General features: G+C 57.3%; 14 protein-coding genes and 1 tRNA gene. 9 read left to right on the top strand and 6 right to left on the bottom strand.

Features of this window, described 5'->3' with window-relative positions:
* Positions 1-27 precede the first annotated feature (27 nt).
* The 3 genes from BWI95_RS06450 to BWI95_RS06440 form a co-directional block, all read right to left on the bottom strand.
* Positions 28-228, bottom strand: a complete 201-nt coding sequence (locus BWI95_RS06450) for an MbtH family protein (protein WP_054803421.1) — start codon at positions 226-228, stop codon at positions 28-30.
* A 358-nt stretch (positions 229-586) separates the two neighbouring features.
* Positions 587-662: transfer RNA gene (locus tag BWI95_RS06445), tRNA-Phe, on the bottom strand.
* A 105-nt stretch (positions 663-767) separates the two neighbouring features.
* Positions 768-1,487 carry a DUF554 domain-containing protein gene (locus BWI95_RS06440; protein WP_076769198.1) on the bottom strand — a complete coding sequence of 240 codons (720 nt, stop codon included), beginning with the start codon at positions 1,485-1,487 and terminating at the stop codon, positions 768-770.
* Between the two features lie 398 nt (positions 1,488-1,885).
* Between BWI95_RS06440 and BWI95_RS06435 the strand changes: the two genes are divergently transcribed.
* Positions 1,886-4,021, top strand: coding sequence for an ornithine decarboxylase (locus tag BWI95_RS06435; RefSeq protein ID WP_076769197.1), 2,136 nt, complete (start codon positions 1,886-1,888; stop codon positions 4,019-4,021).
* Between the two features lie 24 nt (positions 4,022-4,045).
* On the opposite strand, the gene BWI95_RS06430 is transcribed toward BWI95_RS06435, so the two are convergent.
* Both BWI95_RS06430 and BWI95_RS06425 read right to left on the bottom strand, forming a co-directional pair.
* Positions 4,046-4,738, bottom strand: a complete 693-nt coding sequence (locus BWI95_RS06430; protein ID WP_042716834.1) for a response regulator — start codon at positions 4,736-4,738, stop codon at positions 4,046-4,048.
* Positions 4,728-6,362, bottom strand: coding sequence for an ATP-binding protein (locus tag BWI95_RS06425; protein ID WP_076769196.1), 1,635 nt, complete (start codon positions 6,360-6,362; stop codon positions 4,728-4,730). Before BWI95_RS06425 ends, BWI95_RS06430 begins: the two co-directional genes overlap by 11 nt.
* Positions 6,363-6,697: 335 nt before the next feature.
* Here BWI95_RS06425 and BWI95_RS06420 point away from each other — a divergent pair, with 335 nt between their 5' ends.
* The 8 genes from BWI95_RS06420 to citG are packed head-to-tail and all read left to right on the top strand — an operon-like array spanning position 6,698 to position 14,052.
* Entirely contained in the window at positions 6,698-8,062 is a 1,365-nt protein-coding gene (locus BWI95_RS06420; protein ID WP_023480841.1) for a 2-hydroxycarboxylate transporter family protein, read from the top strand.
* A gap of 22 nt (positions 8,063-8,084) precedes the next feature.
* Positions 8,085-8,951, top strand: a complete 867-nt coding sequence (locus BWI95_RS06415) for a fumarylacetoacetate hydrolase family protein (RefSeq protein WP_076769195.1) — start codon at positions 8,085-8,087, stop codon at positions 8,949-8,951.
* 16 nt (positions 8,952-8,967) lie between these two features.
* Positions 8,968-9,987 (top strand): [citrate (pro-3S)-lyase] ligase, encoded by a 1,020-nt coding sequence (gene citC / locus BWI95_RS06410; protein WP_076769194.1) that lies wholly within the window; start codon positions 8,968-8,970, stop codon positions 9,985-9,987.
* Positions 9,988-10,005: 18 nt separating this feature from the next.
* Positions 10,006-10,299: a citrate lyase acyl carrier protein gene (gene citD, locus BWI95_RS06405; protein WP_042716827.1), complete on the top strand. Its 294-nt coding sequence runs from the start codon at positions 10,006-10,008 to the stop codon at positions 10,297-10,299.
* Complete coding sequence (gene citE, locus BWI95_RS06400; protein WP_054803422.1) at positions 10,296-11,171, top strand: citrate (pro-3S)-lyase subunit beta; 876 nt, start codon at positions 10,296-10,298, stop codon at positions 11,169-11,171. Before citD ends, citE begins: the two co-directional genes overlap by 4 nt.
* 10 nt (positions 11,172-11,181) lie before the next feature.
* Positions 11,182-12,708, top strand: a complete 1,527-nt coding sequence (gene citF / locus BWI95_RS06395) for a citrate lyase subunit alpha (RefSeq protein WP_054803423.1) — start codon at positions 11,182-11,184, stop codon at positions 12,706-12,708.
* Complete coding sequence (gene citX, locus BWI95_RS06390; protein WP_076769193.1) at positions 12,705-13,244, top strand: citrate lyase holo-[acyl-carrier protein] synthase; 540 nt, start codon at positions 12,705-12,707, stop codon at positions 13,242-13,244. The genes citF and citX overlap by 4 nt, the downstream gene beginning before the upstream one ends.
* Positions 13,222-14,052 carry a triphosphoribosyl-dephospho-CoA synthase CitG gene (gene citG / locus BWI95_RS06385; RefSeq protein WP_054803424.1) on the top strand — a complete coding sequence of 277 codons (831 nt, stop codon included), beginning with the start codon at positions 13,222-13,224 and terminating at the stop codon, positions 14,050-14,052. Before citX ends, citG begins: the two co-directional genes overlap by 23 nt.
* Positions 14,053-14,249: 197 nt before the next feature.
* Here citG and BWI95_RS06380 read toward each other — a convergent pair whose 3' ends face one another.
* Positions 14,250-15,503 (bottom strand): nucleoside permease, encoded by a 1,254-nt coding sequence (locus BWI95_RS06380; protein ID WP_076769192.1) that lies wholly within the window; start codon positions 15,501-15,503, stop codon positions 14,250-14,252.
* Positions 15,504-15,723 lie beyond the last annotated feature (220 nt).

Below are 15,723 nucleotides of genomic sequence, written 5' to 3'. Positions count from 1 at the left end.
ATAGGATAACGAGTGGGCAACACGGGGTTATAGATTTTGTAAAGTTTTCGGCTTGATATCCTTCCAGTTTTCCTCGATGTACTCAATGCACGCCTTGCGACTGGCGGGCCCGCAGACCACGTCCCAACCCTCGGGGACAACCATAAATTCCGGCCATAAAGAGTGCTGATTCTCTGCGTTTACTAATACTAAAAAAGGAATGTTTTCATTTTCGAATGGATTGCTCATTTACTTGCCCCTGTAATAATAAAAACGAGGGTAATATTTATAGAATAAAAATCTGGAAGGCAATCTGTAATAGGAGGCTGTAAAAGAGATAACTTCTTGTTGTGATCTATCTCACGTTTTATTGCTAATTAATAATAGCGTGAATAAATAAGAGTTTTATTCTCAGGCTAAGCTTTAAATAGTATAGATAAAAGAAATGGCAATTTTATTATTTGAATAATATTACTTTTTAACATGTGCTCTTAGGTATTAATTAATATAAGGCGCGGTGTGTGGTTAATAATCGAACGGAGTTCGATGGAGAATCCATACTCCAGAAAGCAAAAAACCAGCCCGTAGGCTGGTTTCTTTAAATTAGTGGTGCCCGGACTCGGAATCGAACCAAGGACACGGGGATTTTCAATCCCCTGCTCTACCGACTGAGCTATCCGGGCAACGGGGCGCATTAAACCTGATTCACTGCGCTCCGTCAACGAAATTTCTTCATTTCGTCACAGAGTGCACAATCTATCACCACTTTCTGCCCATTGCACGCGCACTCAGGCAAAAAAGGCCGTCCAGAGAGCGGATAGCGGCATTGCCAGCACCAGCGCCGGCAGCATATTCGCCACGGCAAACATCTTTATTCCGCAGATGCGCAGCCCGGTCGCCAGCAGCAGAATGCCACCGACGGCGGTAAAATCGCCCATCATCGCCGGGGTGGTCAGCGGCAGAATCAGCGTCGCGCAGGTGGCGAGCGTCAGTTGAATAATCAGCATTGGAACCGAGATGATCGCCACGGCGAAACCGAGCGAAGTGGCGAAGATCAGCGCGGTAAAGAAATCGAGAAACGCTTTAGCAATCAGGATGCTGGGATCGCCGGTCATCCCTTCGCGCATGGCGCCAAAAATCCCGGTCCCGCTGGCGCAAAAGAGAATAATGATCGCCACCAGACTCTGAATAAACGACTCATGGGCGCTGGAGGCTGACTCAACCGCGTTGCGCTTCTGCGCCAGCTTGCGCAGGGCGTTAACGCCGCCGCCGATGCCGCGCTCAACATAACATAGCTCGCCAATCAGTGTGCCGAGCAGCGTCGCCAGCACCATCACCGGCAGGTTGACGCATTTGACTACCAGTAAAATGCCGATGCCAAGCGAAGCAAGGCCAAAAATGGAGGGCATTGATGAGCGCACGCGCTCCGGTAAACGGTGGCTCATCAGCGCACCGAGCATGCCGCCGATCAGCACGGCAGCCGCGTTAATAAAAGGACCTGTCAGCACGTTCACACTCCTGAAGTGCCATAAAAATGAATAAGAAGGCGCATACCATAGCATTTTTATGCGCGGCGAAGTGCCACCCAGGTTGCGCCTGCGGGTTAAAAATGACATGATTGCGCGAATTTTCATCCATCTGACGGGGCCGCCTGATGCTGTACATTTCAGCCGCTGATACTGCGTTTCACGCCCGTGCCAAGGCCACTCGCCCCCGCTTATCGTCACTCTTTCTCACCATGCGGTGAGGGTAGCGCACGCTCACCGCAGGACAACAGTAAGATCAGCGGTTTTCTGCTTTTACTGATGTCTGGCGTCCGGAGCTGATCCCAGCCAGACATTTTCGTTGGGCGAAGCCACCGCTTCGTCCGGGGCTTTTTACTCCCCTGAAACGGGTATTCGTGCTTATGAACTCACTGAAAATTGCCGTCAGCCGCGAGCTGCTCTCTACCCTCTCAACCCACCGCGAGGTGATCTCCCTTGAGAGTACCGATTTTACGGATGTGGCGGCAGTCGTCATGACGGTAGCGGAGAGCCGCAGCGGCATTCTCGCGCTGCTCAAACGCACTGGTTTTAATCTGCCGGTCTTTCTCTTCTCCGGCGAACCGGTTACCGCGCCTGAAGGCGTGACGGCGGTGATTAGCGGACGCGATCAGGAGTGGCTGGAGCTGGAAGCCGCCGCCTGTGATTATGAAGCGACGCTGCTGCCGCCGTTCTTCGATACGCTGCGTCAATATGTCGAGATGAAGAACAGCACCTTCGCCTGTCCCGGCCATCAGCACGGCGCTTTCTTTAAAAAGCACCCGGCAGGCCGCCAGTTCTACGACTTTTTCGGTGAGAACGTCTTTCGCGCCGATATGTGCAACGCCGACGTCAAGCTCGGTGATTTGCTGATCCACGAAGGCTCCGCCAAGCACGCGCAGAAGTTTGCCGCCAAAGTATTTAACGCCGACAAAACCTACTTTGTGCTTAACGGCACCTCTGCCGCCAATAAGGTGGTGACCAATGCGCTGCTGACGCGCGGCGATCTGGTGCTCTTCGATCGTAATAACCATAAATCCAACCACCACGGCGCGCTGATTCAGGCCGGGGCGACGCCGGTCTATCTGGAAGCGGCGCGCAACCCGTTTGGCTTTATTGGCGGCATTGACGATCACTGTTTTGATGAAGCCTACCTGCGCACCTTAATCAGCGATGTCGCGCCTGATAAGGCCAAACAGCCGCGTCCTTTCCGCCTGGCGGTGATCCAGCTTGGCACCTACGATGGCACGATCTACAACGCCCGCCAGGTGATCGATAAGATCGGCCACCTGTGCGACTACATCCTGTTTGATTCGGCGTGGGTCGGTTACGAGCAGTTTATCCCGATGATGGCCGACTGCTCGCCGCTGCTGCTCGATCTGAACGAAAACGATCCGGGGATCTTCGTCACCCAGTCGGTGCATAAACAGCAGGCGGGCTTCTCGCAAACCTCGCAGATCCACAAAAAAGATAACCACCTGCGCGGCCAGGCGCGCTTCTGCCCGCACAAGCGTTTGAATAACGCTTTTATGCTGCACGCCTCCACCAGCCCGTTTTATCCGCTGTTTGCCGCGCTGGATATCAACGCCAAAATTCACCAGGGCGAGAGCGGGCGCAGGCTGTGGGCGGAGTGCGTCGAGTTGGGCATTGAGGCGCGCAAAGCGATCATCGCCAACTGCAAAATGATCCAGCCGTTTGTGCCGCCGGTGATCGGCGGTCGCCCATGGCAGGATCATCCCACCGAGCTTATTGCCCGCAAGCGCCGCTTCTTCAGCTTTGAGCCGGGCGACAAGTGGCACGGTTTTGCCGGCTACGCCCAGGATCAATATTTTGTCGATCCCTGCAAACTGCTGCTCACCACGCCGGGCATTGATGCGGAGACGGGTGAATACACCGATTTCGGTATTCCGGCGACCATTCTGGCGCACTACCTGCGTGAAAACGGTATTGTGCCGGAGAAGTGCGATCTCAACTCGATCCTCTTCCTGCTGACGCCTGCCGAAAGCGCGGAGAAGATGGCGCAGCTGGTGGCGATGATCGCCCAATTTGAGCAGCATATTGAAGATGACACGCCGCTGGCCGACGTGCTGCCGACCATCTTTAACAAATACCCGGTGCGCTACCGCGATTACACCCTGCGCGAACTGTGCCAGGAGATGCACGATCTCTACGTCAGCTTTGACGTTAAAGATCTGCAAAAAGCGATGTTCCGCAAAGAGAGCTTCCCGGCGGTGGCGATGAATCCGCAGGATGCCAACAGCGAGTTTATTCGCGGCAACGTCGAGCTGGTGCGCATCAGCGAGGCGGAAGGGCGCATTGCGGCAGAGGGCGCGCTGCCCTATCCGCCGGGCGTGCTCTGCGTGGTGCCGGGTGAAGTGTGGGGTGGAGCGGTGCAGCGCTACTTCCTCGCGCTGGAGGAGGGGGTTAACCTGCTGCCCGGCTTCTCGCCGGAGCTTCAGGGCGTCTACTCGGAAACCGATGCCGATGGCATCAAGCGCCTCTATGGTTACGTGCTGAAGTAATCACCGCGCCGCCTGGGATGCGTCTCAGGCGGCCGCGCGGCGGTAAATGCGTCGCGGGTGACCAATCTTGCCATACTGCATCTCCACCGCCAGAAAGCCCGCTTCGACACAGTGTTCAAGGTAGCGGCGGGTGGTGGTTTTGCTTAGTCCCGTTTCGCTTACCACCTCATCAACGGAAAAACAGCGCGCCTCGTCGTCGGCGAATAGCTTCTGCACCAGCGCCAGCGTGCTCTCTTCAATGCCTTTGCTGCCGTTATCCTGGCGGTAATTTTTCGACTGTAGCTGATAGAGGGTGTCGACGTTCTGCTGGTCAACAATCTTCCACACCCGCTGCTGCTCGGTGAACTGCACAAAGCGCTCCAGCGACTGGCTTAAGCGCTTCCACGACACCGGTTTGAGAATGTAGTCGAAGGCACCGTTGCGGATCGCCTGGCTACAGGTGTCCATATCGCTGGCGGCGGTAATAAAGATCACCGAACAGTTGGCGTTGATAATCTCGGGGTCGCTAATCAGCGTGATGCCTTTGCCATCCGGCAGGTAGTTATCCAGCAGGATGAGCTGCGGCTGCCGCTGGCTAAGGAGTGTTTTCGCTTCCGCCAGCGATGACGCCATCCCCACCAGCCGCAGGCGCGGATGTTTACTCACCAGTTCAGCGTTTAGCTGCGCCAGCGTCTCTTCATCTTCGACGATCAGCACGTCTATCGGTTCATGTTGCATACATCTCATCCACGGTGGCAACGGGGCGCGGAGCGCTGCCCGTTTCAGGAATAAACAGAGAAAAAATGGTGCCGCGGGGCGCATTAGCCGACACCTCGATCGCGCCGCCCGCCTGGGTGACATAGCTGGCGATCAGATAGAGGCCAATGCCGTGATCGCCGCGGCGTTTGGTGGTCACCCCGCGCTCAAAAATGCGATCGGCAATCGCCGGATCGATCCCAATCCCGCGATCCGCCACTTCAATGATCAGCTCCCGCTCGTTAAGCAGGATCAGCACATCAACCGGATCGTGCGGCAGGGTGGCGCGCTGGGTCGCTTCAATGGCGTTATCCAGCAGGTTGCCGATGATGGAGATCAGCTCCGCTTCTGCCAGCCCACGACAGGGGCGATCCATGCGGCTTAATGGGTCGAAGTTTAGCTCCACGCCCTTCTCCCGCGCGCGCGCCGCTTTGCCCAGCAGCAGACCGCAAATGGTCGGCGAGGTAAAGCGCGAGGAGATAAAGTCCAGCAGCTCCTGAGCGTGTTCCGACTGGGCCTGAATATAGTTCACCGCCTCGTCGTAACGCTCCATATGCAGCAGGCCGGAAAGGGTGGTCATGCGGTTAAGCTGCTCATGGCGCATAATGCGCAGGTTGTCGGCATAGCGCTTTACCTGGCTTAACTGCGCGCTCAGGCTGTCGATCTCATTGCGATCGCGAAAGGTGATCACCCACCCTTGTAAGCTATTTTCGAGCATAATGCGCACCCGGCTGGCGATCACCGTCAGGTGGTTGAAGCGGCAAATCTCATCATGGGTGTCGCTCTCCAGCATCGTCTCGGCGGCAAAAAAGGGCACCGGCGCAATGACATCGCTTATCGCATGGCCCCGCAGAGCACGGGTCGGCTGGCTCAACCCCAGCAGCTTACGCGCCGCCTGGTTGATCACCTCAATGCGCGACTCGCGATCAATCGCAATCACCCCTTCGTAGATCGACTCCATCATCGCCTTCTGCTGACGCACCAGCAGACCAATCTCGCGCGGCTCAAGGGAGAAGATCTGCTTTTTAATGCTGCGGGTAAAAAACCAGGAGAAGACAAACAGCGCGACGAGCAGCAGTACGGCGGCGATAAAGATATTAATCACTTTGCCGAGGGTAATGGCATCCAGATAGCTGGTCAGATACCCGACGGAGACAATGCCAACCACCCGGCCAGCGTCATCAAAAATAGGCGCTTTACTGCGTAGCGAAATCCCCAACCCGCCTTTGCGAATGGTAGTGGTGCTTTTGCCCTGTAATACTTCCGCGTTATCGCCGCCGACCAGCGTTTTTCCCACCACATCTGCATGTACGGAGTGAAATAGGTGCAGGCCTTTATTATCACCAATCACAATAAAGCTGGCATCGCTGTGGGAAACCACCTTTTGCATAAACTGATTAATAACGGGAATATTCTTCTCGGCGACGGAGCGCCGAAGATTCGGAATAATCGCAATCTCTTCGGCCTGTATTTTCGCGCGGGCGCTCATCTCCTGATAGAGCTGGCGTCCGACGTCCTTGTAATAATAAACGCCCAACAGGACGAACAGGCCGGAGAAGAAAAGCACCAGCGAGATAAACAGCTTGATTTGAAAGGAGACTTTCATAACGACACGCGCAGCAATAAGGAAAGCCTCAATGTAACACTTTTCCCTGCGCGGGCGAGCAGTTTGCGGGAAACTTGTGATCCCTTACACAGCGCGTGTTGCTGTGGAAAAACAAGCTGTTACAACCTCCTGTTACGGTTTGTTATGAACATGTATTTCCTTTTATAAAAACCATAAAAACCACGGAAATAAATAAGAGCCAGCTCACGCAAAATAGAAGAAACCATAAAAACCATAGGTGCCTTAAAAACTCTGGTTTTATTATGCCTGCCCTCACATAAAGTGTGTATTTAGCCCACTACGCTGTAAGCACAAAATAACGAAGGGGCTTAATTATGAGCACAACTGACGATTCATTCTCTGTACCCGGAAAGTCGCGAACGCTTGATAAAACATCACTGAAAGATAAGTGGTGGCACATTATGGATAGCTGGAAAGTCGGGATTATTCCCCTGCCGCTGTTTCTTTTGGCGGGGGCATTAATTGCCGTCGACTGTCTCGGCGGTAAGCTGCCGAGCGATATCGTGGTGATGGTCGCCACGTTGGCCTTTTTTGGCTTCGCCTGCGGCGAGTTTGGCAAGCGGCTGCCGATTGTTGGCAAGCTGGGCGCGGCGGCGATTTGCGCCACCTTTATCCCCTCGGCGATGGTCTATTACGGCCTGCTGCCGGATGTGGTGGTTGAGTCCACCACTAAGTTCTACAAATCGACCAACATTCTCTATCTCTACATCTGCTGCATTATTGTTGGCAGCATTATGAGCATGAATCGCACCACGCTGATTCAGGGCTTCTTGCGTATCTTCTTCCCGATGCTGTGCGGTGAAATCGTCGGCATGCTGGTCGGCATGGGCGTTGGCATGGCGCTCGGTATGGAGCCGTTCCAGATCTTCTTCTTTATCATTCTGCCGATCATGGCGGGCGGTGTGGGCGAAGGCGCGATCCCGCTGTCAATTGGTTACGCCACGCTGCTGCATATGGATCAGGGCGTTGCGCTCGGTCGCGTGCTGCCGATGGTGATGCTCGGCGGGCTGACGGCGATCATTATCTCCGGCTGCCTGAACCAGCTTGGTAAACGCTTCCCGCACCTCACTGGCGAAGGCCAGCTGATGCCGAACCGCAGTAACGGCGACGAACCGGCCTCTGCGACCCCGGCCTTCTCCGGTAAAACCGATGTCACGACCATTGCCGCAGGCGCGTTGCTGGCGGTACTGCTCTATATGATCGGTATGCTCGGCCACAAACTGATTGGCCTGCCTGCGCCGGTCGGCATGCTGTTTGTTGCGGTGCTGATTAAGCTCGCTCACGGCGTCTCGCCGCGTCTGCTGGAAGGCTCGCAGGTGGTCTACAAATTCTTCCAGACCTCGGTCACCTACCCGATCCTCTTCGCCGTTGGCGTGGCCATTACGCCGTGGGAAGAGCTGGTTCACGCTTTCACCATCAATAACCTGCTGGTGATTGTCAGCACCGTCTCCGCGCTGGTCGCGACCGGCTTCTTCGTCGGTAAAAAGATCGGTATGCACCCGATTGATGTCGCCATCGTCTCCTGCTGCCAGAGCGGGCAGGGCGGTACCGGCGACGTCGCCATTCTTACCGCAGGTAACCGTATGAGCCTGATGCCGTTCGCACAGATCGCTACCCGCATCGGTGGGGCAATTAACGTCTCCATCTCGCTGCTGGTGCTCGGCAACTTCCTCGTCTGATTCAGGAATTACAGGAACTGATATGAAACTCGCAAGCTTTGTTCACCAGGGTATCCGCAGCTACGGCATCGTCAGCGCGGAAGGCGTCGTCAACCTCGGCCAGCGCCTGGGCGACCGCTACGCCGATTTAAAAGCGCTGCTCGCCGCCGACGATGGGCTGGCGCAGGCCGCGCGCTACAGCGAAGAAGCCGCCGATCTGCGTTTTGATGAGATCGCCTTTCTGCCGGTGATTGATAACCCAGGCAAAATCCTCTGTGTCGGGATGAACTACGCCGAAAAACGCAAAGAGTTCGACCAGCACAACCCGGCGCCGACGCTGTTTGTCCGCTTTGCCGATTCGCAAACCGGCCATAACGCGCCGGTGGTGAAACCGCGCCACTCCAGCGAGTTCGACTATGAAGGCGAACTGGCGGTGATTATCGGTAAAGGCGGGGAGAATATTGCCCGCGAAACGGCCTTAAGCCATGTGGCGGGTTACAGCTGCTATATGGATGGCTCGGCGCGAGACTGGCAGCACAGCTGGTTTACCGCCGGGAAAAACTGGCGGCAGACCGGGGCATTTGGCCCGTGGATGACCACCGCCGATGAGATCCCCGACCCGCATACACTCGCCATCCGCACCTGGCTCAATGGCCGCATGGTGCAGGATGACACTACCGCCAGCATGATCCACAAAGTTGCCGAGCTTATCGAATACATCAGTACCTTCACCAGCCTGACGCCGGGCGATGTGATCATCACCGGTTCACCGGGGGGCGTCGGGAAAAAGCGTACGCCACCGCTGTTTATGAAGGCGGGCGATCGCATCGAAGTGGAGATCGAGAAGATCGGGCATCTCAGCAATGTGATCGTGGAAGCGCCGGAGCAGGCGCTGGCGGCAGCGCACTAAGGACGAAGGCCAACAGATGCACACACGACCCTCCATCGACTTCCGCATTGCGGAAGTCAACGGTAACACGCCCCGGCTCGAGCGCATCCGCTCGCTATTAGCCGACAGCGGATTAGGCATGGACAGCGACATCACGACCTTCGTTGAAGCCTGGTCGGGAGAGCAACTGGTGGGGTGTGCAGGCCTTGCCGCGAACGTCATTAAATGCGTGGCGGTTGATGCGCAGCTTCGCGGCGAAAACCTCAGCGCCCGGCTGCTGGCGGAAATGGAGAACCTGGCGCTGGCGCGCGGCCACTTCCACCTCTTTCTCTGCACGCGCCCCTGCAACCGGGAGCGCTTTCAGCACAGCGGCTTCTGGCCCATCGTCCAGAGCGGCAATAACGCGGTGCTGATGGAGAACACGCCGTCGGGCATTGAGCGCTACTGCCGCTCGCTGCGGGCAAAACGGCTGACGGGTAAGCGCATTGGCGCCATCGTCATGAACGCCAACCCCTTTACCCTCGGCCACCGCCATCTGGTGGAGCAGGCGGCAAAAGCCTGCGATGCCCTGCATCTGTTTGTGGTGCGCGAAGATGCTTCGTTTTTCCCCTTCGCCACGCGGCTGAAGATGGTGAAAGCGGGCGTAGCGCACCTGGCGAATGTCACGGTGCATGAGGGCTCGCAGTACATCATCTCCCGCGCCACCTTTCCGGCCTACTTCCTGAAAGAGACCGGCAAAGTGCAGCAGGCGTGGAGCGAAATCGACCTGCTGATCTTTCGCAACCATATCGCCCCGGCGCTCGGCATTACCCACCGCTTTATTGGCAGCGAACCCTTTTGCGCGGTGACCCGCCAGTACAACAACACCATGCACCAGATGCTGGCGGGCGCGGTTGAGGTGATGGAGATCCCACGCATTAAAGCCGCAGGCACGGCAATTTCGGCGTCCGAAGTACGCCGTTTATTAAAAACACACCAGTTTTCCCGCATTCGGGAAATCGTACCGGATACCACTTTCGCGCACCTTGAAGCTCATTACAGCGTGGAAGTCGCTTAAAAATCAGGACTAATAACTATGAAAATTGTACGGGAGGCGCTGGCGGGAACCCTCGAATCCAGCGACCTGATGGTGAAAATCGCCCCTACCGACGGTGAACTGGAGGTGGTGGTGCGCAGCGAAGTGATTAAGCAGTTTGGCGATCAGATCCGCCGCGTGGTGAATGAGACGCTGCGCGCGATGGAGATCCGCCAGGGCTTAATCATCATTGAAGATAAAGGCGCGCTGGATTGCGTAATCCGCGCCCGTCTGCAAAGCGCCGTGTTGCGCGCGGCGGAAGAGAAGGAGATCGCGTGGGGGACACTGCTGTGAAAAAACACCGTCGTAGCATGCTGTTTCTGCCGGGCGCTAACGCCGCCATGCTCTCCACCGCCTTTATCTACCGTCCCGATTCAATCATGTTTGACCTCGAAGATGCGGTGGCGCTACGCGAGAAAGACACCGCGCGCCTGCTGGTCTTTCATGCTCTGCAACATCCGATGTATCAGGATATTGAAACCGTGGTACGCATCAACCCGCTGAATACGCCGTTTGGCCTGCCGGATCTCGAAGCGGTGGTGCGCGCCGGTGTTGATGTGGTACGCCTGCCGAAAACCGACAGCCCGGAGGATATCTACGAACTTGAGCGCCACCTGGAGCGCATTGAGCTTGCCTGCGGGCGGGAAGTGGGATCAACCCGCGTGATGGCGGCGATTGAGTCGGCGATTGGCGTCATTAACGCCGTGGCAATTGCCCGCAGCTCGCAGCGGCTGATCGGTATTGCGCTGGCGGCCTTCGATTACGTGATGGATATGCAGACCGAGCGCGGTGACGGCACCGAACTCTTCTATGCCCGCTGCGCGGTGCTGCACGCCGCCCGCGCTGCCGGTATCGACGCTTTCGACGTGGTGTGGTCAGACGTCAATGATGAAGCCGGGTTCCTGCGCGAAGTGGAGCTGGTGCGCAAGATGGGCTTTAACGGCAAATCGCTGATTAACCCGCGCCAGATTGACCTGCTGCATAACGCCTATGCGCCGACGCAGCAGGAGGTCGATCACGCCAAAGTCGTGATTGAAGCGGCAGAGGAGGGGGAGCGCAACGGCCTTGGCGTCGTCTCCCTGAACGGCAAAATGATCGACGCCCCCATTATTAACCATGCGCAGATGGTGCTGGAACGCGCGGCGGCGTCCGGCGTGCGTCGTTAAGGAGAAAACCATGAACCAAACCGAGCTGCTTCACGTCAACTTTCCCCATCTGCGTGAATTAAAACCCTTTGATACCGCCCATAGCGCCACACCGTGGCTGGCGGATGAGGACGCCAGGCTAAACCGTAAACTCTGCGCCTCGCTGGAAGAGGCGATTACGCGCAGCGGCCTGCGCGATGGTATGACCATCTCTTTCCACCACGCCTTTCGCGAAGGCGACCGGGTGATCAACACCGTGGTGGCAACCCTTGCGCGCCTCGGCTTCAAAAACCTGACGCTCGCCTCCAGTTCGCTGATGACCTGTAACGATGAGCTGATTGAGCATATTCAGAGCGGCGTGATCCGCAAAATTTACACCTCCGGCATGCGCGGCAAGCTGGCGGATGCCATCTCCCACGGGCTGATGGCGGAGCCGGTGCAGATCCACTCCCACGGCGGGCGGGTAAAACTGTTGCAGGATGGTGAGCTGAAGATCGATGTCGCCTTTCTCGGCGTGCCGTGCAGCGATGCCTTCGGTAACGCCAACGGTACGCAGGGGAAATCCTGCTGCGGCTCGCTCGGCTACGCGATGGTTGACGCCGAATTTGCCGATAAAGTGGTGCTGCTGACCGAAGAAGTGGTGCCGTTTCCCAATATGCCCGCCAGTTTGAGCCAGGATCGGGTGGATCTGATTGTCCAGGTGGAGAGCGTGGGCGATCCGGCGAAAATCAGCGTCGGCGCCGCGCGCGTCACCAGCAATCCACGAGAGTTGATGATCGCCCGCTATGCGGCGGAGGTGATTGAGCACTCCGGCTACTTCCGCGATGGCTTCTCGATGCAGACCGGCTCCGGCGCGGCATCGACTGCGGCGACCCGCTTTATGGCCGAGAAGATGGCGCGCCACGGCGTAAAAGCCCGTTTCGCCCTCGGCGGCATTACCGGCAGCCTGGTCGAACTGCATGAGAAGGGGCTGATTGAGAAGCTGCTCGATACCCAGTGCTTTGATGGCGAAGCGGCGGCTTCGCTGCGGCGTAATCCCAACCATGTGGAGATCTCGACCAACGTTTACGCCAACCCCGGCGGTAAAGCGGCAAGCTGCGACCAGCTGGACGTGGTGATCCTCAGCGCGCTGGAGATCGATATCGACTTTAACGTCAACGTTATTACCGGTTCGGACGGCGTGATGCGCGGCGCATCCGGCGGCCACTGCGATGTGGCAGCGGCGGCGAATCTGACCATTGTGGTTGCCCCATTGCTGCGCAGCCGCATTCCGACAGTGGTGAAGCGCGTGACCACCCGCCTGACACCGGGGGAGAGCATTGATGTGCTGGTCACCGATCACGGCATTGCGGTCAATCCGGCGCGCCCGGAAGTCCGCGAACGTTTAGTGGCGGCCGGGCTGAACGTTGTCGATATCGAGGCGCTCTATCAGCGGGCGATTTCGCTTACCGGCGAGCCAAAACCGATCGCCTTTACCGACCGGATTGTCGGGGTGATCCGCTATCGCGACGGCAGCGTGATTGACGTTGTGCACCAGGTAAAAGAGGAGGCGTTATGACTACGATGACTCCCGAGCGTACGGGTGTCAGCCTCGAGGCGCTGCTGGCGGCGAAAGAGAACCGCGCCGCGCGGCAGGCTGACTGGCTTCGCCACTATCAACAACCGATTATCTCCCTGACGCTGGTTACCCCGGGCGCGGTGAAAGATACGATGCGCTATCGCAACACCATGGGCGTGGCGTTACAGGCCTGCGACCAGATGCTGTGGCAGCGCGGCTGGCAGACGCTTGACCGGCAAGTGCAGTGGCTGCCGACCGGTGCGGAAGCGATGTGGTGCGTGGCCCATCCGGCGGCGGAAATCAAAGCGCAGTGCATTGAGCTGGAGCAGACCCATCCGCTCGGCAGGCTGTGGGATTTTGATATCTTCTGCCCGCAAAACGGCCAGGTTGGCCGCCATTCACTGGATCGCAGCACCCGTCGCTGTCTGGTGTGCGATGAACCGGCGCACAACTGCGCCCGCTCGCGCCGTCATCCGCTGGATGAGGTGGTGAACCGCGTTGAGGGGCTGATTAATGGCTGGTTTACCCGCGACTAAACCTGCCGTGGCGTTTGTGCCTGCGCTGGCGGCGCGGGCGCTGCGGCAGGAGCTGGATCTCACCCCGAAGCCGGGGCTGGTGGACAGCGCAAACAGCGGCGCGCACCGCGATATGGATTACGCGCTGTTTCTCGCCAGTATCGATGCCATTACGCCCTGGTTTGCACGCTTCGAGCAGGCGGGTTTTGATAACGCCCATAAACCGGCGGCGGGGCAGTTACGGCTGATTCGACCGATGGGGATTGCCTGCGAGCAGGCGATGTTTGCCGCCACCCATGGGGTGAATACCCATAAAGGCGGCATCTTTTCACTCGGGTTGCTGTCGTTTGCCGCCGGGCGGCTGCGGGGGCTGGGCTGGCAACTGAGCGCGGATGCGCTTTGTAACGAGGTGAGCGCGATTTGCCGCGGTCTGGTGGCACGCGAGCTGGCCGGGCGGGCGCAGGCAATCACGGCTGGTGAAAAGCAGTTCCGCGACTATGGCCTGACCGGCGCGCGCGGCGAGGCGGAGCAGGGGTTTATCACCGTGCGCCGTGCGGTATTGCCCTTCTGGCAGCAGGAGCAGGGGGAGCGCCGTTTGCATAACGCGCTGCTCAGGCTGATGGCGGTTAACCGCGACAGCAATCTGGTGTCACGCGGTGGCCTGGCGGGGCTGCGTTATGTGCAGGATTATGCGCAGCAGCTATTAGCCACCGGATGGGAGAAAGATGATTTACGCCAGATGGATCAGGCGTTGATTGCACGACATTTAAGCCCCGGCGGCAGCGCCGATCTGCTGGCAGTGGCGTATGTGCTGGCGATGATCCCGTAACCGAAGCTGTTACGTAGGCCGGATAAGGCATCGCCGCCATCCGGCGATGGGGGAAATGCCTGAAGAGGCTGTTTCGTAGGCCGGATAAGGCAACGCCGCCATCCGGCAATAGGTGAAAATGCCTGATGGCGCTGCGCTTATCAGGCCTACAAAATGAGACCCATAAAAAAACCCGGCGCTCAGGCCGGGTTTTCTGTTTACGCTTTCTGCGTCACGCCAGATGGCTCGCGCACGTGTTTGTACTTAAACAGCATCACGAAGGCGACGGCCAGCACCAGCGAGTAACCGGCGAAGATCAGCCACACGGTTTTCCAGTCGGTAAGACCGGCGGTGGTGTACATCTCTACCACTTTGCCGCTCACCATACCGCCGAGGATACAGCCGAAGCCGTTGGTCATCATCAGCAGCATACCCTGCGCACTGGCGCGGATTTCCGGGCTAACCTCTTTCTCAACAAACACCGAGCCGGAGATGTTGAAGAAGTCGAAGGCGCAACCGTACACGATCATCGACAGCACCAGCAGCACGGTGCCGAACGGCGTCGGGTCGCCGTAAGCGAACAGACCAAAGCGCAGCACCCAGGCGAGGATACTGATCATCATCACGTTCTTAATGCCGTAACGGCTCAGGAAGAACGGAATGGCGAGGATAAAGACGGTTTCCGAAATCTGCGAAATCGACATCATTACCGACGCATGGGTAACGATAAAGCTGTTAGCGAACAGCGGATTCGAGTCGAAGCTGTGCAGGAAGGTGTTGCCAAACATATTGGTGATCTGCAACTCCGCGCCCAGCAGCATAGAGAAGATAAAGAAGATCGCCATACGTTTGTTTTTATACAGCGCAAAGGCGTTCAGGCCGAGCATCTCCACCCAGGTCTGCTTCTGCTTGCTGTTAGCCACCGGAATGTGCGGCAGCGTCAGCGCAATCACGCTCAGCAGCAGCGACAGCGCAGCGCCAATGTAGAGCTGCATATGGCTTAACTCAAAGCCGGAGAAGCTCACCGCCCACATGGCGAGGATAAAGCCGATGGTGCCCCAGATACGAATCGGCGGGAAATCGGTGACGATATCGTGCCCGGCAGATTTAAGACGGAAATAGGAGATGGAGTTCACCAGGCTCAGCGTCGGCATATAGGCCAGCGAGTTGAGCAGAATAATGGCGAACATCGCGCCCGGCGTGGTGACGCCTGCGGCGATAAACAGCGTGATGGCACCGACCAGATGACAGAGGGCATAAACCCATTTTGCGCTGAGCCACTTATCCGCGACGATGCCTAAAAGCGTTGGCATAAACAGCGAGGCGATACCAAGGGAGCTGTAGACCGCGCCGACTTCCGCGCCCTGAAATTTCAGGGTCACGATCATGTAAGAGCCAAGTGTCGTCAGCCAACTGCCCCACAGGCAGAACTGCAGAAAGATGATCACTTTCAGCTGCAGCTTAAGATTCATGCTTTTTTCCTCGCAAAGGAGACGGTTGTCGTTGTAATGGGCAGATATACTGCGATTTGTGGCGGCACTTTATCACTTTGCGGCGGCGTTGTTTGTTACGTACGACAGAAAAATGCAATCTTCGTCTGATTGCATTCTTATTAAGTGATCTTGATCACGCTTTTACGCAACCGATTGCGAGGGCCAGAAGGCGGGCTTATGCCCTTTTACCTGCAAAGGT

This window comes from Kosakonia cowanii JCM 10956 = DSM 18146 (genome assembly GCF_001975225.1).
GTDB classification, from domain to species: domain Bacteria; phylum Pseudomonadota; class Gammaproteobacteria; order Enterobacterales; family Enterobacteriaceae; genus Kosakonia; species Kosakonia cowanii.
The sequence above is the reverse complement of the archived record's forward strand: the minus strand, read 5'-3'. Positions and strand labels throughout refer to the sequence as shown.